This window comes from Rubrivirga sp. S365, from assembly GCF_032248475.1.
Lineage (GTDB): Bacteria > Bacteroidota > Rhodothermia > Rhodothermales > Rubricoccaceae > Rubrivirga > Rubrivirga litoralis.
Genome location: NZ_JAVTTN010000001.1, coordinates 1,601,117 through 1,619,685 on the forward strand (window position 1 = coordinate 1,601,117; position 18,569 = coordinate 1,619,685).

Here is an 18,569-nt window from a genome sequence, read left to right on the forward strand (position 1 = left end):
CACTTCCCACCTATTCCCATGGCTAAGACTATTGTCGGCCTTTACGACGACCGAGCCACTGCACATGCCGTCGTCAACGATCTAGAATCCATCGGCTTCGGCCAAGACCACCTGCGTTTCGCCTCCAACGAGGAAGGCAAGACGACGGGGTACGACATCGACGCAACCAACGACGCGAGCCCCGACTCGCTCGAGAGCTACGGCGTCGCCAACGAGGAGGCCCGGTTCTACTCCGAGGGCGTCCGCCGCGGCGGCTCGCTCGTCATTGCCCGCGTCCACGACGACGACGTCGAGCGTGCCGTTGACATCATGGCGCGTCACAACCCGGTCCGTTTCGAGGACCGCAAGGAGGAGTACCTCACTGACTATGACGAGTCGGCGGACGCGTACGACAAGGCTCAGGTCGTCGAGAACCGCGACCGCTACGCCGATCAGCAGCAGCAGCGGCTCCAGGAGATCGAGGAGCACATCAAGATCGGCAAGCGTGAGGTCGTCCGCGGCGGCGTTCGCGTGCACCAGTACGTCGACACCGAGATGGAGCAGGAGACGCTCCGGCTCCGCGACGAGGAGATCCGCGTTGACCGCCAGAACGTCAACCGGACGCTCTCGCCCGACGAGGCGAACGCGGCGTTCCAGGACAAGACAGTCGAGGTCGTCGAGCGCGACGAGGAGGCCGTCGTCGAGAAGACGGCCATGGTGACCGGCGAGGTCACGGTCGGTAAGGACGTCAACGTCCGCGAGGAGACGGTCGGCGGCGAGGTTCGCCGGACGCGTGTCGAGGTCGAGCAGATCGCGGCCGACACGTTCACGACGGTCGAGCCCGAGTTCCGCAAGCACTACGACTCGACGTACGCGAAGTCGGGCAACGAGTACAACACGTACAAGCCGGCCTACGAGTACGGGTACGCGGCCGGGACGACGTACAAGGACCGCGACTACAACGCGATGGACAAGGACCTTCGCGCCGACTACGAGAGCCGTCACGGCAACGACAGCGCGTGGGACGACGTGAAGGACGCCGTCAAGCACGGGTACAACCGCGCCCGCGCGGCCGTCTAAATACGGACGCACCGCTGCTCACGTAGTAGCCCGTTTTACGGGCGGGGCGGGAGGTCTCTGAGATCTCCCGCCCCGCCCATGTCGCTCACTCGGCGCGGGCCATCACCCACCCCGCCCTCGCCTCACACTTGTATACACTATGGCTAACATCCCTGTCGAAAAACGAGACGCCGGCACCCCGTGGTGGGTCTGGCTTATCGGCCTCCTCCTCCTGGCCCTCCTCATCTGGTTCCTCGTCGGCCTGTTCAGCGACGACGACGAGGTCGTCACCGACGAGCCCGTCGTAGCCGTCGTCGACGAGCCGGGCCTCGACCTTTCGGACGTCTACGTCTCGCGCGTCGTGGGCGACAATACGTTCTTCGTGACGCCCGAAGACGGTTCGGGTCCTGAGACGCTCGTCTACCTCGAAGAGGAGCCCACGCCCGGAGACGACGTCGAGGGCCGCTACGATGTCACCGAAGGACAGCACATCGCGATCAACGGCATGATGGAGCCGGTCGGCAACACGGACCTCTCGCAGTGGGGGCTCACGCCGGACCAGACCAACCTGGTCGGCGACGAGTACGTCCGCGCTACGAGCCTGACGATCCTCGACGGTGACGCGGGGATCACGGAAGCTCCCCCCGCCATCGACCCGTCCTCGGGAGAGCTCACGTCGCTCACGGAGCTCCACGAGGCCATCGAGGCCGGTAACGCGGGCGAGCCTGTAAACCTCGTCGGCGCCCGCGTGTCGGCGCTCGCTGGTGACAGCACGTTCTACATCGGCGATGGCGCTCAGAGGACGCTCGTCGTCCTTGAGAACCTCGGCGAGAGCCAGCACGGCGACGGGACGGGCGAGGACGGCCGGTTCAACGTCAACCAGGGCGACATCGTCACGGTCCGTGGCACGGTCCGCCCCTACGCCCCCGCCATGCGCGGGACGTCGTCGCTGAGCGACGCCGATCAGGCGGCGGCTACCAGCCGCCGTTACGTGGTCGTGGTCAACCAGCCCAACGAGTTGACGATCCAGTAAGGCCCCGCTCGACGGACCGCCTTGGGGGCGGGGCGACGCCGCCCCGCCCCCTCTTTTTTTGCCCGCCCCGCCCCGCCCGAGCGCTCGGGCGGGGCGGGTGCTGTTTGTCGTACCGGCCTCGGGGAAGACCGCCCCGCCCCGAACTGTGGGGCGACTGGGGGCGGGGCGGGTCCGATCAGTCGTCGCCGCCGAGGAGGCCGGCGATGGCCCACGTGAGCAGGCCGTACACGATGGCGCCGATAAACACGGAGCCGAACCCGTCGGCCCCGAAGCCGGGCACGAGCCAGGCCGCGAGCGCGAACAGAGCCGCGTTGATGACGAGCGTGAACAGGCCGAGTGTCAGCAGCCGGATCGGGAGCGAGAGGAGCTTGAGGACCGGCTTGATCGTCGCGTTGATGAGGCCGAGCACGACGGCCGCGACGAGCGCCGCACCGATGCCGTCCAGTTGGACGCCGGGGACGAGGGTTGCGACGAGGAGCAGGGCCGCGGCGCTGGCGACCCAGCGGAGCAAGAGGGACATGAGGAAACGTGAGCGGGGTGGAGGAGAGCCAACCCTACGCGCCGCCCCGCCCGAAGGTGCTGCGCCGATCCCCTAGCTGCGAGCGCCCAACGCGGCGTATCCAGCGCGGACGCGGCTCGTGAGACTAGGCGGGGTGGGGCTCCCGTGGACGCCGCCCCGCCCGCCATGTCGGCCGCCCGGTTCTGCGTCGCGCTCCCGGCGCGCCCGCCCCGCCCGTCTGCGCCCGGCGGCTCGTCTTACAAGACGCTCCGCCCGCGCGGGCGGGGCGGGCTTGCTTCTTCAGAGCGAAAGGTTTACACTGTTAAGTCACCTTGAAGTTTGCTGGCCGCCGCCCCGCCCGCGGAGCCCGGCCGATCTGACCGGCTCGTTCCTCTCCCGTCTAGCCCCCCTCCCGATGGACGCCCTCGCCTTTTTTGCCGGCACGCCGGTTTGGGCCGCCGTGCTCGGCGTGCTCCTCGTCCTGTTCGCGCTCGGCTTTACGGGCGCACCGCTGTGGGCGTGGGCCGCGGCCGGCCTCGTCGCCCTCGTCGGGTTCGGCGCTCCGCTCTGGCTGACGGCCGTGTTCGTCGTGCTAGCCGCTGTCTTCCTCATCCCGCCGATCCGCCGGCAGGTGTCGCTCGCGGTGATGAAGGCGATGAAGGCGCTCAACTTCCTCCCCGTCATCTCGCGGACCGAGCAGGAGGCCATCGACGCCGGGACCGTCTGGGTCGAGGGCGAGCTGTTCTCGGGCAAGCCCGATTTCGAGCGCATCATGGCCCAGCCCTACGCCGGGTTGACCGAGGAGGAGCAGGCGTTCCTGGACGGCCCCGTCGAGGACCTCTGCCAATCGGTCGACGACTGGGAGGTGTGGCAGCGGCGGGACCTCCCAGAGAGCGTGTGGCAGAAGCTCCGAGACGGCCGCTTTTTCGGGCTCATCGTGCCCAAGGAGTACGGCGGTCACGGGTTCAGCCCGTCGGCCAATAGCGCGATCGTGTCGAAGGCGTCGAGCGTGTCGAGCGCGCTCGGGATTACCGTCATGGTGCCCAACTCGCTCGGCCCGGCCGAGCTGCTGGCCCACTTTGGGACGCCGGCGCAGAAGGACCACTGGCTGCCGAAGCTGGCGACCGGCGAGGCCATCCCGGCCTTTGCGCTCACCGAGCCGGGGGCGGGGAGCGACGCCGGCGCGATCTCGTCGCGCGGCACCGTCTTCCGCGGCGACGACGGTGACCTCTACCTCCGGCTCAACTGGCGCAAGCGCTACATCACGCTCGCGGCGATCTCGGACGTGCTCGGGCTCGCGTTCAAGCTCGACGACCCGGACAACCTGCTGGGCAAGGGCACGGACCTGGGCATCACGTGCGCCCTCGTCCCGAGCGACACCGAGGGCGTCGTGCTCGGCCAGCGCCACGACCCGCTTGGGGTCCCGTTCTGGAACTGCCCGACCGAGGGTCACGACGTGGTCGTAAAGCTGGAGGACGCTGTCATCGGCGGGGCGGCCGGGGCGGGGCGGGGGTGGACCATGCTCATGCAGTCGCTGGCGGCGGGGCGGGGCATCTCGCTGCCGGCGTCGGCGACGGCCGGGATCAAGCAGGCGGCGCGCGTGGCGGGCGCCCACGCGCTCATCCGCAAGCAGTTCGGGCTCTCGATCGGCAAGTTCGAGGGCATCGAGGAGCCGCTCGCGCGCATCGGCGGCTGGGCCTACATGATGGAGGCGGCCCGGCGGTACACCTGCGGCGGGCTCGACCAGGGCGCCGCCCCGGCCGTGGTCACGGCCATGATGAAGTACAACACGACCGAGCTGTTCCGCAAGGGGATCAACGACGCGATGGACGTGCTCGGCGGCAACGCCATCAGCCGCGGCCCGCGCAACCCGCTCGCGGCGGCCTACATCGGAACGCCGGTCTCGATCACGGTCGAGGGCGCCAACATCCTCACGCGGACGCTCATGGTGTTCGGGCAGGGCGCCATCCGGTGCCACCCGTACGCGCTCAAGGAGATGCAGGCGCTCATGGCGTGGGACGTCCGGGCGTTCGACGCCGCCTTCTGGCCGCACATCGGCCACGTCGTCCGCAACGGGTTCCGGGCCGTGGGCCTGAGCCTCTCGCGCGGGCTCCTCGCGGGCGCGCCCGTGGGCGGGGCGGCGGCCGGCTACTGGCGGAAGCTGTCGTGGTCGAGCGCCACGTTCGCCTTCCTCGCCGACCTCGCAATGGGCACGCTCGGCGGCGACCTCAAGCGGAAGGAGAAGCTGACGGGCCGGTTCGCCGACGTCTTTATGTGGATGTACTTCGGCGCCGCCGTGCTCCGCCGCTACGAGGCCGAGGGACGACTGAAAGAGGACGAGCCGTTTATGCGGTGGTCGATGGACTACGCGTTCGCCCAGATCCAGGACGCCTTCGACGGCCTGTTCGCCAACCTGGCGGTCCCCGGCGCGACGTGGCTGTTCCGCGGCCCGATCGCCGCGTGGAGCCGCTTCAACCGGCTCGCCGCCCCGCCCTCGGACCGGACCGGGCACCGCGTGGCCGCGGCCATGCAGGTCCCGGGCGAGCAGCGCGACCGCCTGTTCGGCGGCGTCTTCTCCACGCTCGACCCGGACCACACGCTGGGCCGCTTCGAGCACACGATGCGCCTCGCGTACGAGGCCGAGGGCGTGGTCTCGAAGGTGAAGGCGGCGATCCGCAGCGGGGCGCTCCCGAAGGCCCACCCCGCCACGCTCATCCCGCAGGCCGTCGAAGACGGCGTGCTGACGCCCGAGGAGGCCGCGCTCTTGCAGCGCGCCGAGGAGGCCCGCAACGACGCGATCCAGGTCGACAGCTTCACGACCGAGGAGTACTTCGAGAGCGCCGTCGCGCCCGACGAGGTGGGCGGCGACGGGCAGGCAACCGGCGACGGCCTGGGCGACGGCGCCGCCCCGCCCGTGGGCGCCGTCGGCTTTGGCGGTCCGGCCCGGACCGACGCCGGCGCGTCGACGTGGACGGGCGCCGTGGTGACCGAAGATCCGGCCGCCGAGGACGACGCGGTCTAGGCGTCCCCCGCGCATCGGCGTCGGGCGGGGCGGTTCCTCTGGGGGCCGCCCCGCCCTCGCGTGCGGGACGTGCGCCCGCCCCGCCCGATTCCGCCAACGCTTGGGTTGACGCGGGCGGGGCGGCCGGGCACCTTCCGAACCCCGAACCCCGAACCCCGAACCCCGAACCCCGAACCCCGCCCGTGCCCTACCTCGACCACGCCGCGACGACGCCGCTCCGAGCCGAAGCGCTCGACGCGATGCTCCCGTACCTCCGCGAGCACCACGGCAACCCGTCGTCGCTGCACGGGGCGGGGCGGCGCGCGCGCGTGGCTGTGGAAAAGGCGCGGGCGCGCGTCGCGGGCGTTCTGGGCTGTGAGCCGGGCGAGGTCGTGTTCACGAGCGGCGGGACCGAAGCCGACAACCTCGCTCTCCGCGGCGTGCTCACCGGCGCGGCCCTCCGCGAGACCGGGCGGGCCGCAAACCGGCGGGGCGGTCTTGTCACGTCGGCGACCGAGCACGAGGCCGTGCTGCGAACCGCCGAGGCGCTCGCCGCCGAGGGATACCCGGTCACCGTGCTCCCGCCCGACGGGGCGGGGCGGCTCACGGCCGAGGCCGTCGCAGACGCGCTCACCGAGCAGACGGGGCTGGTCTCGGCCATGCTCGTCAACAACGAGACGGGCGCCGTCAACCCCGTCGCGGACATCGCGCGCGTGGCGGAGCGGGGCGGGGCGGCCACCCACACCGACGCCGTCCAGGCCGCGGGCCTCCTGCCGCTCGACGTCGACGCGCTGGGCGTCGACCTCCTCTCGCTGTCCGGGCACAAGGTGGGCGGGCCGAAAGGCGTCGGCGCCCTCTACGTCCGCGCGGGCACGTCGTTTGGGGCGGTGCAGACGGGCGGGGCGCAGGAGCGAGGGCGCCGGGGGGGGACCGAGAACGTGGCGGCCATGGTCGGCTTTGCCGAGGCGCTCGCGCTCGCCGACGCCGAGCGCGTCGACCACGCCGTCGGGGTTGGGGCCTTGCGCGACCGGCTCCGCGCACGCGTCGTCGCCGTCTTCGGGGACGGCGTGGTCGTGAACACGCCGTCCGGCGCCGCCCCACACGTCCTCAGCGTCTCGTTCCCGCCCCGCCCCGGCGCAGGGCGGGGCGCGCTCGACGGGGAGATGCTGCTGACGGCGCTCGACCTGGAGGGCGTCGCGGCGTCGGCCGGGAGCGCGTGCACGAGCGGGGCGCTCGAGCCCAGCCACGTCCTGCTCGCCCAAGGGCTCGACCGCGCGACGGCCGCGGCGACCGTTCGGTTCTCGCTCGGGCGGGGCACGACCGAGGCCGACGTCGACGCCGCGGCGGCAGCCCTCGTCCGCGTCGTCGCGCGCCAGGGCGGGGCGGGGTAGTCTGGCGTCCCTAGCGGAACTGGCACCGGCAGCGCGTACGTTTCCGGCCCGTCCCTCCCTGGCCCCGTGCTCCTCTCCGGCGACGTCCTCTGGCTCGGCCCCCGTGCTCCGTGGGCCGCCGCGCTCGACGCGGCCGTCCACTCGTGCGCGGCGGCCGCCGACCTCCCCGCCCGCGGCGGCGCCGCGCTCGTCGTCGTCGCGGGCGACCCCGCCGCCGCCGCCGACTGGCTCCGCCGGCCCCGTGAGCGGCCGCCGGCCCTCGTCGTGGCCGACGGCGACGACGCCGAGGAGGCCGCGCTCCAGGCCGGGGCCGACGAGGCCGTCTCGGCGTCCGCCCCGCCCGAAGACGCTCGACGGGCCGTCCGGCGGGCGCTCGCGCGGCACGCGGCGGCCCAGGACGAGACCGACGTGTTCCGGCTGATGGTCGAGTGCGCGACCGACCTCCTCACGCTCACCGACGCCGACGGCCGGACGCTCTACGCAAGTCCGGCCGCCGAGGAGCTGACGGGCGCCCCCGCCGAGGACCTCGTCGGCCGCGAGCCGTTCGCATCGGTCCACCCCGACGACCTCGACCGCGTGCGGCGGGCGTACGTGGGTGCGGTGGCCGCGGGCGGGGCGCCGGTCGCGACCCAGTACCGCGTGCGCGACGCCGACGGCTGCGTTCGCGTCGTCGAGAGCGTCGGCCGCCCCGCCTGCGCGGGCGGGCGGACGTACGGCGTCGTCAGCACGCGCGACGTGACCGAGCGGGTCGAGATGGAGGAGCGGCTCCGCGATTCTGAGGCCCGCTACCGCGCCGTCGTCCGGGCGCTCCCCGACGTGGTCTCGCGGCTCCGCCACGACGGCTGGGTCGTCGACTTCCACGTGCCGCCCGTCTTCGAGACCGAGTTCCCGGCCGAGGCCATGCTCGGGCGCCGGCTCCAGGACGTGATCCAGACTGACATCGCGCGGAAGTTCGCGGACAACGTGGGCCGCCTCCGCGAGACCGGCCGCGTCGTCTCGTACGACTACGAGGTCGAGGTGATGGGCGAGACGCGGCACCGCGAGGTCCGGCTCGCCCCGCTCGGCGACGGCGAGGTGATCTCGATGATCCGCGACGTGACCGCGCTCCGGCAGAAGACGGCGGCGCTCCAACGGTCGCGGACCGAGCTCCGCGCGCTCGCGACGCACCTCCAGGACGTCCGCGAGGAGGAGCGGGCGCGGCTCTCGCGCGAGGTCCACGATGTGCTCGGGCAGCAGCTCACGGCCATCCGCCTCGGCATCGGGTGGTTCGGCCGGCGCCTCTCCGACAACGCCGAGGCTCAGGCGCGGCTGGCCGAGCTTCGCGAGACGATCGACGAGACGATCGGCCACGTCCGCCAGGTAGCCGCCGACCTCCGGCCGGGCGTACTCGACGACTTCGGGCTCGCGAGCGCGGCCGAGTGGCAGGTCGAGCGGTTCGCGGCGCGGACCGGCGTCGAGGCGTCGCTCGCGGTCGAGGGCACGGCCGAGGTCCCGACCGACGTGGCGACGGCCGCTTTCCGCGTGCTCCAGGAGGCGCTGACGAACGTGGCCCGCCACGCCGACGCCCGGTCCGTCGACGTCACACTCGACGTCACGCTCGGGGGCGGGGCGGTCCGGCTCACGGTCGCCGACGACGGGCGGGGCTTTGACGGGAACGCCGTCGGCCGTCGGACGCTCGGGCTGCTCGGGATGCGCGAGCGGGCCGGCGCGCTCGGCGGCACGCTCGACGTCCGCGGCGTGCCCGGCCGGGGCACCGTCGTCGAGTGCACGCTCCCCCTCGCCCCGCCCCGCCCATGACCCGCGTCGCGATTGCCGACGACCACGCCCTCGTTCGCCGCGGGCTCATCGAGCTCCTCCGCGAGACGCCCGGCCTCGACGTGGTCGCCGAGGCCGACTCCGGCGACGCGCTGCTCCGGGCCGTCCGCGACGGGCGCGTGGACGTGATCGTGATGGACATGAACATGCCCGGGCCGAGCGGCCTCGACCTCGTCAAGTCGCTCCACGCTGAGTTCCCAGGGCTCCCGCTCCTCGTCCTCTCGGCCCACCCCGAGGACCAGTACGCCGTGCGCGTGGTGCGGGCCGGGGCGCTGGGCTACCTCACGAAGGAGAGCGCCGAGGCCGACCTCGTCGAGGCCGTCCGCCGCGTGGCCCAGGGCAAGCGGTTCCTCACGCGCACGCTCGCTGAGGCGCTCCTCGACGCGCTCGACGCGGACCCCGACGCCGTGCCCCACGCGGCGCTCTCGGACCGCGAGTACCAGGTGCTCCGGCTCCTGGCCTCGGGCAAGACCGTCGGCGGCATCGCCGAAGACCTCTCGCTCAGCGTCAAGACGATCTCGACCTACCGCGCGCGGCTCCTCCAGAAGATGGGGATGTCGAACAACTCCGAACTCACGCGCTACGCCCTCGAGAACAAGCTGGTGGAGTGAGGGGACTGGGGACTGGGTGGCGCGCGGGCGGGGTGGTGCCCTTTTCGTTCCACCCCGCCCCTGCGGGGCCGGCGAGCAGCGGGCGGCGAGCAGCGGGCGGGGCGGTCGTGGGCGGGCACGTCGCCGTCTTGAGGCGGCGGCAGCCCTCCTCCTGGCCACCGCGCAGCGTCGGCGCAGCCAAGAGGGGATAGGACCCAAAGGGCGAGGTGGTTGTGACGCGGGCGGGGCGGTTTGGGTAGGCGCCGCCCCGCCCGCGCGCCGCCCCGCCCGTGGGCGGCGGCCCGACGGCGTTGCATGCAACGCCGCTACGGCGGCCACCCCGCCCCGCCCTCACGTTCTGCGGGCGGGGTGGTGCATCTTTGGCCCGCTGCCCGCTGCCCGCTGCCCGCTGCCCGCTGCCCGCTGCCCGCTGCCCGCTGCCCGCTGCCCGCTGCCCCGTCAGTTCATCCGCGGATCGTCGGGGAACGTCGAGAGCAGGGCGTACTCGCCGCCGAGCCGGCGGAGCACGCCGCGCCAGAGGGCGTCGGAGCCCTCGGCGAACACGACCTCGGCCGAGCCGTCGAGGACGATCCACGAGCCCTCCTCGACCTCGGCGTCGAGCTGGCCCGGCCCCCAGCCGGAGTAGCCGACGAAAAAGCGGAACCGCGAGGCGTCCAGCCACCCCGCCCGCGCGCCCTCCTGGACCTCGTCGAACGAGCCGCCCCAGAACACGTCGTCGCAGACGGGGAGCGCGCCGTCGAGGTGGTCGTAGGGGTGGAGGTAGTGGAGCGTGTCGGGCTGGACCGGCCCGCCGAGCCCGAGCTCGGCGTCGAACGGGAGCGGGTCGGCGGCGGCCTCCGACAGCGAGAGGCCGGTCGGCCGGTTGAGCACGAGCCCGTAGGAGCCCTCGGTCGTGTGCTCGCAGAGCAGGAGCACGGCTCGGCGGAAGTTGGGGTCCGCCATCGGCGGTTCGGCGACGAGCAGGGAGCCGGGCGTGGGAGCGGACATCGGGCGACGGGCGGGGGGCAGCCTGTCCAACGCACGCGCAGAGGGGCCGGGTCCGGCGGCGCAGCTTCGCGTAGGGGCCGGCTGTGCGAGCCCCCGCCCCGCCCGCTACCGCCCCCGGAAGAGCGCCACGACGAGCGCCACGGCCGCCGTGTAGAGCGCGCCGCCCAGCCACAGCCCGAAGACCAGGAACGGCGTCCGCGTGCCCTGGTCGAGCGCGAGCAGGATCGTGAGCAGCCCGTTGTGGACGACCGCCACGACGAGCGCGCCGACGAACGCCTGCACCGGCGTAAGCCGCAGGTGCTCGCCCTGCTCGGACTGGAACAGGCCGACCACGAACCCCATGAGCGTCTTGAGGAGCGCGTTGACGCCCAGCGTCGACGGGTTGACGACGATGTCCATCAGGAGCCCGGTCCAGAACCCCGTGACGGCCCCGGGCACGCGGCCGCGCCGGAGCGCCACGTAGGCCACGTACAGTAAGACCACGTCTGGCGTGACGCCCCACAGGCCCAGGTTGCTCAGGAGCCACTGAGCGAGAACCACGGCCAGGCCGACGGCGACCTGGCGGAGTACGTACGGCATGCGTCGGGCGGGGCGGAAACCCAGAGGGCGGGACGCCGGAAACTACGGAGCCGGAGGGGGACCGGCAGGCGACGCCCGGCGGGCGGGGCGGACTCGGGCCGGGCGCCGCCCCGCCCACGTTACTCGGCGTCGACGGCCGCCACGAGGCGCGCGGCGAACCCGCCGTCGCGGTCGGCCGCGCGGCGGAGGAGGGCGAGGCTCTCGTCGCGGCCCGGACCGCGCGCCACGAGCGGGAGCGTCCGCCCGGGGAGAGGGGAGAGGTGACCGGCGGCCCCGTTGGGCGGGGCGGCTAGGGCGTAGACCGACGCGTGGACGCCGGCCTCGGTCATGGCCCCGAGGCACATGGCGCACGGCTCGAGCGTCGTCGCGAGCACCAGGCCCGGCTCGTCCAGGCCGCCCCGCTCGGCGAGCGCGTGGAGCGCGTCCGTCTCGGCGTGGCGGAGCCGGTCGCCGTCCGTCGCCGCCCGGTTGCGGCCGACGGCCACGACGGTCCCGTCGCCCCGGCCGATGGCGGCGCCGATGGGCGCGTCGCCGGCCTCGAACGCCTCGCGGGCTTGGGCGAGCGCGGCGTCCATGAGCCGCCCCGCCCCGTCGTCCGAGAGCGCGTGGTCGCCCGGCGCCGCCGCGGCGAGGGCCGCGTCGAGGTCGCCCACGAGGGCGGCCGTCGACGCGTAGACGGCGCGGGCGCCGGCGCCGCGGAGGTCGTCTTCCGACCACACCCAGGTCGCCACGCCGACGAACGCCGCCCCGCCCCGGAGCGCGGCCTCGGCGTCGTAGACCGTGTCGCCGACGAGGGCGCAGGCGGCCGGCGGGAGCCCCAGCTTGTCGGCGACCACGCGGACGAGGTCGGGCTCGGGCTTGCTCCCGTCGACGTCCGACGACGTGGTGACGACGTCGAAGCGGTCGCGGAGGTCCGTGCCCACGCTCTCGAACAAGGCGTCGAGGTCGCCCTCGGCCGATGACGTGGCGAGCGCCAGCGTCAGCCCCCGCTCGCGGGCGGCGTCGATCAGGCGCTCGGCGCCGTCGAGCAGGCGGAGCGTCCGCTCCGCGGCGATCTCGCGGAACGCCCGGCCGATGGCGTCGCGCATCGCCTCGCCGTGCTCGGCCTCGACGCCCGGCCCGAACACGTCGGGCACCACGTGGTCGGCTCCCTTCCCGATCACCAAGTCGAAGCGGTCTTTGGGGAGCCCGAGCCCGAACTCCTTGGCGGCGCGGACGAAGCCTTCGGCGTGGGCGTCGTTGGAGTCGGTGAGCGTGCCGTCGAGGTCGAGGAGGAGTGCGGAGAGGGCCACGGGCGGGGTGGGTGCGGGGGGAGGGGGCTCTCCAGACCCGCCCCGCCCGTCGCGGTTCTCGGAATCGTCGTCGGCCGGAGTCCTCCGGAGTCGCCGATGCCGAACCGAGGAGCGCGCGCGGCACCCGCCGCCCCGCCCGACCACCCCGCCCTTGCGCCACGCGGGCGGGGCGGACACCTTGACCCACCGACCCCAAGCCGCCCATGCCCACCCTCGACGCCGCGCTCGCCGAACTCCGCCGCTCGTTCGAGCGATTCGACCCGCTCCCCGATTCCGTGTGGGCCGACGTGCGGCGGCCGTGGCGGCTCCGCGCCGTGCGGCGGGGCGAGGTGCTCACGCGCGCGGGCGAGACCGAGCGCACGCTCTCGCTCGTGGTCGAGGGCGTCCAGCGGCTCTCGTTCCTCGCCGACGGCCGCGAAGTCACCGTCGCCTTCGTCTACCCGCCCGACCTCTCTGGCGTGCCCGACTCGTTCTTCCTCCAGACGCCGTCGGCCTACGCGCTCGACGCGCTCACCGACGGGCAGGTGCTCGCCGCCGACCACGGCGATGTCGCGGCGCTCCTGGACCGCCACCGCGAACTGGAGCGGTGGGCGTGGAAGCTGTTCGCGGCGGCCGGGGCGGGGCGGGCCAAGCGGGAGCGGGAGCTGCTCACGCTCTCGGCCGAGGACCGCTACCGGAGGCTGCTCCGCGAGGCCCCGCACGTCCTCCAACTCGCGGCCCAGAAGCACGTGGCGTCCTACCTCGGAATGTCGCCCGAGACGCTGAGCCGCGTCCGCTCTGGCCGTTCTTGACGCGCGTCAAGGCGCGGGCCGCCCCGCCCGGGTAGCGTGGGGCTCCACCCCGCCCCTTGGGTTTGCCCGTCGGGCGCTCTTTGGGTCCGCCCCCGCGCTCATGTCCATCGTCGTCGCCCTCCGCTCCGCCCGCCCCGCCCTGTGGGCGCTCGCGTTCGTCGGCCTCGTCGGGCTGAACGGCCCGTTCCTCTACTACGCGCTGTTCCGCCCCGACGTGGTCGCCGCCGCGCAGCAGAACCCCGTGGCCCTCGTGTTCATGGCCGAGGCGTTCGTCCTGGTCGGGTTCGGCGCGTGGGGCATCGCGCGGCTCGGGCTGCGGCGCCCGGGGTGGCTCGCGTTCGTGGCCCTGTCGATCGCTGGGAGCCTCGCCTTCAGCGTCCCCGCCTTCCTCCTGTGGCACCTGCGGACGCGCGATAGGGGCGGGGTGGGGCCGCCGAACGGGTGACGGGCCGCCCCGCCCGCGCCAGCTCGCCCCTTACAGCACGTCGCCCGCCCCGCCCGGCGCCGCCCGGCCGGCCGCGGGCGGGGCGGGGAGGCCCACGTCGCCGGGCGCGCCGTCGGCCCCGTGGCGGGGCGGGCCGCCGGCGCCCGGCTTCCCCTCGGTCTGGTTGAAGAACATCCGCGTCGTCGGGTACGCCAGGTCGATGTCATCGCGGGCTGCGAAGCGGTCGAGGATGGCCTCCCACACGTCCTGCTCGCTCCCGCGCACGCGGCGGGGCTCGACGAGGAACCGGATCGTGAGCTGGACGCCCTCGCCCACGACGCTCGTGTAGACGGTCGGGGTCAGCTTCGAGTAGAAGATGAAGTAGTCCCGGGCCGCCCGGCGGAGCGTCCGCTCGGCGTCGGGCGAGAGGCTGTTGGTGACCGTGTGGGCGATGTCGAGCAGGGCGGCCTTGGCCGCCCGCCAGTCGCTCTCGAACGTGACCACGACCGGGACCTCGTGCCACACGTAGGCGAACGCGCCCGTGTGGTTGACGACGGGGTGCGTAAAGACCCACCCGTTGGGGACGTGGACGATCCGCCCGGTCGACTGCCCCGCGCCGGCCACCGTCCCCGTCTGGAGCAGCGTGAACTGGAACAGGCGCTGGTCGATCACGTCGCCCGAGTGCTGGTGGACCGTCACGCGGTCGCCCGGCGAGAACGGCCGCCGCCACAGGATGAAGGCCCACCCCGCCAGGTTCACGAGCGGGTCGCGCAGCGCGATCGCGATGCCGGCCGTGAGGAGACCGAGGAACGTGCCCAACGAGCCCAGCCCCTCGAGCCACACGTTGAGCAGGACGAGCGCGGTGAGCGCGACGACGACGTAGGTCGTCCCCTTGCGCCACGAGTACAGCCGGCGGGCGTCGTCGGGCGAGCGGCGGCGGACGGCGGCGAGCACGAGCGCCCGGAGCCCCCACAGCACCACGACGACGGCGACCGTCTCGATCAGGTTGAGCGCCGTCTGCGGCGACACGTTGAGCAGGTCGGCCATCCCCCCCACGACGCGGTCGCCCAGCGTCGAGCCCGTGCGGACCGGGGCCTCCACGGCCCCGCTCGGCCCCGCCCCGTCCGTCGCCGCCCCGCCCCGCCCTTGCAGCGCGTCCAGCACCGCGCTCCCCGACGACGCGGGCGGGGCGGCCGCAGGGGCGGTGCCCGCGTCGCCGGCGGGCGGGGCGGTCTGGAGCGGCACGCTACTCGGCGGCCGTCCCGGCCGCGGCCTCCGTGATGAACTCGCCCAGGCAGCGCGGGCTGTACGAGGCGTAGTCGGACTGGACGACGCGGCCGTTGATGGCCAGCTTGGGCACGCTGAGGCCGCCGTCCGGCGCCGTGAACGCGGCCTGCACCGCCTTCGCCTCGACCTCGATCTGGGCCAGGATCGGCTGGACCCGCGCCTCGTCGTTGAGGAGGGCCTGGAAGGCAGCCCCGTCCATTCCGGCCGCGTTCACGGACGCCACGATCTCGGGCACGGACATCCCCCACGTCGCGTCCTGGCGCGCGAACATCTCGTCGAGGAGCTCGAAAAAGCGCCCCTCGCGCGCAGCCACCTTCAGCGCGATCGTCTGGGCCAGCGACGACTGCCGCAGCGGGTACGCCACGTAGTAGAACGTGGCCTCGTCGCCGTGCTCGGCGACGACGGGCTCCATCGACTCGGCGAGCGCCTTGCAGTGGGGGCAGTTCGGGTCGAACACCTCGACGACGGTCACGGGCGCGTCCGGGCTCCCCTTGTACGGGCTGCTCGTGAACGTCGAGAGGTCGGTGAGGGGCGCGAACTGGGGGTCGTAGCTGCACGCGCCGCCGGTGTCTGGCGGGGGCGCGGCCGCCCGGTTCTGGGCGGCCACGGCCGCGATGTTCGGGGCCGGCGCGGCCGTCGGCGTGGGGATGCTCGCCTGGACGCGCCCGGCCAGGACCACGTCGGCGGCCAGGAGCAGCGCGAACACGCCGAGGATCGGGATGTAGGGCTGGAGCGAGGGCGACCCGCCCGCGAGCGCGCGCCGGGGCGGGGCGGCGCCCTCGGCGGGGACCGCCCGGAGCCGCCGCTGCTCGACAAAGTGGAGCACGAAGAGCGTCAGCACGAGGGCCGCCGACGTCATGCAGAGCACGCAGAACGAGCCGATCACGGCGGCCTGGAGGTAGACGAGGTACGCCGTGTACAGGAGGCCCACGCCGACGACGCCCGCGCTCGCCAGCCGGAGCCGGTCCGACCCGGTCGCGGCGTAGGCCAGCCGGAGCCCGACGACGAGGACGTAGAAGAGGAGGCCCCACGTGATGTTCGAGACGCCGGCGAACGAGGCGTACTCGCCCTCGGTGACGGTCGCGCACCCGGACCCCGCCCCGCTCGGGGCCGCGCCGAGCGCGCTCACCGAGTAGGCCACGTCCTCGAACCCGGTGCACCCGCGGACGAACCCGTTCGCCTTCTGGAGCCCGAGGTGGGCGACGACGAGGACGCCGAGCAGGGCGACGGCCACGATGACCCGGCGGAGGGTGGAGGTCTGGGCGGGGAGGGGCATGGCAGGCCGGGCGGGTGGAGTCTCGTCAACGCCCCAGCCGCCGAGATCGCACGGCGGCGCGGGCGGGCCAAACTACGGAGCCGCCCCGCCCCCCGCGTCCCTCCCCCTGCGGCCCCAGACGCCGGGCGGGGTGGGGCTGCTAAAAAATGAGCGGCTCCTCTTGACCCGGCCGCCGCGGCGCCGTACTCTGGTGCTAGGTTTTTAACACATCCAATGTCTCCCCCCTCCCTCAGCCGCCGCGAGCGCCAGGTGCTCGACGTCCTCCACCGGCTGGGCCGGGCCAGCGCCGCCGACGTCCGCGCGGCGCTCGCCGACCCGCCCAGCGACTCGGCCGTCCGCACGCACCTCCGCATCCTGGAGGAGAAAGGCCACGTCCGCCACGAGCAGGACGGCCCGCGCTACGTCTACCTCCCGACGGTCCCCCGCGAGGCCGCCGGTCGGAGCGCCCTCCGCCACCTGATGCGGACGTTCTTCGACGACGCCCCCGACCGCGCCGTCGCCGCCCTCCTCGACGAGACGGCCGCCGACCTGTCCGACGCCGAGCTCGACCGGCTGGACGCTTTGATCCGCCAGGCCCGCGAGCACGGCCGCTGAGCCGGTCGGTCGGTGGGGCCGCAAACAGGCCCGTCCGCCTCCCGCCCGATCCAGCGCCCGACCCGCTCACGGCGCCACCCCGCTTGGCCCCACGGGGCACCGTCTCGAAACGCCTCCCCCTCTCGCCATGACCGCCCTCCTCGTCTCCGTCCTGTGGAAAGGGGTCCTCGTGCTGGCCGTCGCCGCGCTCGCGTCGCTCTCGTTGCGGCGCGCGCCCGCGGCGGCGCGGCACGGCGTGTGGGCGGCGGCGCTCGCGGCGCTCCTGGCGCTGCCCGTGCTCGAATCCGCCGGGCCGGCGTGGCGGCTCCCCGTGCTCCCCACCGCCGCCCCGCCCGCGTTCGGGCTGGCCGCCCCGCCCGCGCCGCCGCCGGCCCCTCTGCCCGCCCCGCCGCCGCCGCCCCCACCTCCTGTTCCGCCGCCGCCTCCCGCCCCGCCGACCTGGGCCGCGCCCGTAGCGCACGCTGAGGGAGAGTACAGGGCCGCGGCGTTTGACGAGGAGATGCGCGCTCACGACGCCCAGGTAGCGGCGTTCGACGCCGAGATGGCCCGCCTCGACGCCGAGGCCGCCGGCGCGTGGGCCGACGCCGCCCCGCCCGCCGGCGGGGGCGGGGCGGGGTGGGAGCGGTGGCTGGCCGGCGCCTGGGCGCTCGGCGCGGTCGCCGTCGCGCTGGGGTGGGCCGTCGCGTTTCTCGCCGCCCGCCGCCTCGTGGCCGCGGCCGAGCCCGAAGCGGACGAAGAGTGGGCCGTCCTGTTCGAGCGGGCGCGGCGGCTGACCGGCCTCCCCCCGACGGTCCGCCTGCTCCGGTCCGACCGCCTGTCCGTCCCGATCGCGTGGGGTTGGGGGGGCGGGGCGGTCGTGCTCCCGGCCCAGGCCGACGGGTGGGCCGAGGGCCGCCGCGAGGCCGTCGTGCTCCACGAGCTGGCCCACCTCCGCCGCCGCGACGCCTGGACGCAGGCGCTCGCGCAGGCCGCGCTCGCGGTCCACTGGCCGAACCCGGGCGCGTGGTTCGCCTACCGCCGGTTCCTCGACGCCCGCGAAGAGGCGTGCGACGACGCCGTGATCCGGGGTGGGGCGCGGCCGTCGTCTTACGCCGAGCACCTGGTCGGCGTGGCGCGCGGGCTCCGGCGGGGCGGGGCGGCGCTCGCGGCCGTCGCGCCGATGGCGCGGCGGTCCGGCCTCGAAGCCCGCGTCCGCTCGGTCCTGGACCCGACGCGGCGGCGGAAGCGGTTGGGCCGGGCGTCGCTGGCGGTGACCGTCGCGCTCGCGCTCGCCGTCGTCGTGCCGCTCGCGGCCATGCAGCCGGTGGAGCGCCCGGGCGGGGCGGCGGCCCACGTCCCGATGCCCGCCCCGCCCGTGGCGGCTCCCGCCCCGCCCGCCGTGCCCACCCCGCCCGTCCTGGAGGCGCTCGCCGACACGCTCGACGCTCTCGACGACGCCGAGGTCGCGCTCGACGAGGCTGAGGCGCAGCTCGACCGCGCGTCGGAAACCCTCCACGCCGCGTCGGACCGCCTCCGCGCCTCGCGCTCTGGCGGCGCGGGCGGGGCGGCCCTCGACCTCCAGTCGATGAGCCTGGACGCCGCCGAGCGCGCGCTCGCGGACGTGGACGTAGCCCAGGTCGTCGCCGACGCGCTCGACAGTGTCGAGGGCGTGGAGCTGGACGCGGAGTGGCGGGCCGAGATGGAGGCGGCGTTCGAGGAGGCGCGGTCCGAGGTCCGCGAAGCGCGGGACGAGCTCCGGCGCGCCCGCGCCGAAGCCCGCGCTCGTCCGCCCGGCCCGCCCCGCTCGGCGGCGCCGGACCGGAGCCCGCCGCCCCGCCCCGCCGCGTCGGCGGGCGCCGTCGACTGGGCGGACATCGACCGCGCCCGGCGCGCCGCCGAGCGCCGCTACTAGCCGAGCGACGCCGCTCGCCCCCTGGACCCGCGCCAAGAGCCTCTCGCCCCGTGTGCAGAC

16 protein-coding genes are annotated in these 18,569 nt (G+C 74.4%); 10 read left to right on the top strand and 6 right to left on the bottom strand.

Annotation, left to right across the window (positions count from 1 at the left end):
* Positions 1-18: 18 nt before the first annotated feature.
* Positions 19-1,059 carry a YsnF/AvaK domain-containing protein gene (locus RQM47_RS06980; RefSeq protein WP_311663979.1) on the top strand — a complete coding sequence of 347 codons (1,041 nt, stop codon included), beginning with the start codon at positions 19-21 and terminating at the stop codon, positions 1,057-1,059.
* 139 nt (positions 1,060-1,198) lie between these two features.
* Positions 1,199-2,071: a hypothetical protein gene (locus tag RQM47_RS06985; protein WP_311663981.1), complete on the top strand. Its 873-nt coding sequence runs from the start codon at positions 1,199-1,201 to the stop codon at positions 2,069-2,071.
* Positions 2,072-2,246: 175 nt separating this feature from the next.
* Here the strand turns inward: RQM47_RS06985 and RQM47_RS06990 are convergent, their stop codons facing one another.
* Positions 2,247-2,591, bottom strand: coding sequence for a phage holin family protein (locus RQM47_RS06990; RefSeq protein WP_311663983.1), 345 nt, complete (start codon positions 2,589-2,591; stop codon positions 2,247-2,249).
* Between the two features lie 394 nt (positions 2,592-2,985).
* On the opposite strand from RQM47_RS06990, the gene RQM47_RS06995 reads away from it, so the two are divergent.
* From RQM47_RS06995 to RQM47_RS07010, 4 genes are all read left to right on the top strand, one after another.
* Positions 2,986-5,592, top strand: a complete 2,607-nt coding sequence (locus RQM47_RS06995) for an acyl-CoA dehydrogenase (protein ID WP_311663985.1) — start codon at positions 2,986-2,988, stop codon at positions 5,590-5,592.
* Between the two features lie 182 nt (positions 5,593-5,774).
* Positions 5,775-6,962: a cysteine desulfurase family protein gene (locus tag RQM47_RS07000; protein WP_314008120.1), complete on the top strand. Its 1,188-nt coding sequence runs from the start codon at positions 5,775-5,777 to the stop codon at positions 6,960-6,962.
* 66 nt (positions 6,963-7,028) lie between these two features.
* A complete protein-coding gene (locus RQM47_RS07005; RefSeq protein WP_314008122.1) occupies positions 7,029-8,759 on the top strand; it encodes a PAS domain S-box protein in 1,731 nt (576 codons plus the stop codon).
* Positions 8,756-9,388: a response regulator transcription factor gene (locus RQM47_RS07010; RefSeq protein WP_311662014.1), complete on the top strand. Its 633-nt coding sequence runs from the start codon at positions 8,756-8,758 to the stop codon at positions 9,386-9,388. The genes RQM47_RS07005 and RQM47_RS07010 overlap by 4 nt, the downstream gene beginning before the upstream one ends.
* A 438-nt stretch (positions 9,389-9,826) precedes the next feature.
* Here the strand turns inward: RQM47_RS07010 and RQM47_RS07015 are convergent, their stop codons facing one another.
* The 3 genes from RQM47_RS07015 to RQM47_RS07025 form a co-directional block, all read right to left on the bottom strand.
* Entirely contained in the window at positions 9,827-10,375 is a 549-nt protein-coding gene (locus RQM47_RS07015; RefSeq protein ID WP_311662016.1) for a YqgE/AlgH family protein, read from the bottom strand.
* Between the two features lie 105 nt (positions 10,376-10,480).
* On the bottom strand, positions 10,481-10,954 hold the full coding sequence (mreD, locus tag RQM47_RS07020; protein WP_311662018.1) for a rod shape-determining protein MreD: 474 nt from the start codon (positions 10,952-10,954) through the stop codon (positions 10,481-10,483).
* Positions 10,955-11,073: 119 nt separating this feature from the next.
* Positions 11,074-12,246 (bottom strand): HAD-IA family hydrolase, encoded by a 1,173-nt coding sequence (locus RQM47_RS07025; protein WP_311662020.1) that lies wholly within the window; start codon positions 12,244-12,246, stop codon positions 11,074-11,076.
* Between the two features lie 203 nt (positions 12,247-12,449).
* Here RQM47_RS07025 and RQM47_RS07030 point away from each other — a divergent pair, with 203 nt between their 5' ends.
* A complete protein-coding gene (locus RQM47_RS07030; protein WP_311662022.1) occupies positions 12,450-13,037 on the top strand; it encodes a Crp/Fnr family transcriptional regulator in 588 nt (195 codons plus the stop codon).
* A gap of 100 nt (positions 13,038-13,137) precedes the next feature.
* A complete protein-coding gene (locus tag RQM47_RS07035) occupies positions 13,138-13,482 on the top strand; it encodes a hypothetical protein (protein ID WP_311662024.1) in 345 nt (114 codons plus the stop codon).
* A 30-nt stretch (positions 13,483-13,512) separates the two neighbouring features.
* On the opposite strand, the gene RQM47_RS07040 is transcribed toward RQM47_RS07035, so the two are convergent.
* Together RQM47_RS07040 and RQM47_RS07045 are read right to left on the bottom strand one after the other, a co-directional pair.
* Positions 13,513-14,706, bottom strand: coding sequence for a mechanosensitive ion channel family protein (locus RQM47_RS07040; protein ID WP_311662027.1), 1,194 nt, complete (start codon positions 14,704-14,706; stop codon positions 13,513-13,515).
* Position 14,707: 1 nt separating this feature from the next.
* Positions 14,708-16,024 carry a vitamin K epoxide reductase family protein gene (locus tag RQM47_RS07045; protein ID WP_311662029.1) on the bottom strand — a complete coding sequence of 439 codons (1,317 nt, stop codon included), beginning with the start codon at positions 16,022-16,024 and terminating at the stop codon, positions 14,708-14,710.
* Positions 16,025-16,237: 213 nt separating this feature from the next.
* On the opposite strand from RQM47_RS07045, the gene RQM47_RS07050 reads away from it, so the two are divergent.
* Together RQM47_RS07050 and RQM47_RS07055 are read left to right on the top strand one after the other, a co-directional pair.
* Complete coding sequence (locus RQM47_RS07050) at positions 16,238-16,618, top strand: BlaI/MecI/CopY family transcriptional regulator (RefSeq protein WP_311662031.1); 381 nt, start codon at positions 16,238-16,240, stop codon at positions 16,616-16,618.
* Positions 16,619-16,745: 127 nt separating this feature from the next.
* Positions 16,746-18,509, top strand: a complete 1,764-nt coding sequence (locus RQM47_RS07055; RefSeq protein WP_314008126.1) for a M56 family metallopeptidase — start codon at positions 16,746-16,748, stop codon at positions 18,507-18,509.
* The last annotated feature ends 60 nt before the right edge of the window (positions 18,510-18,569 follow it).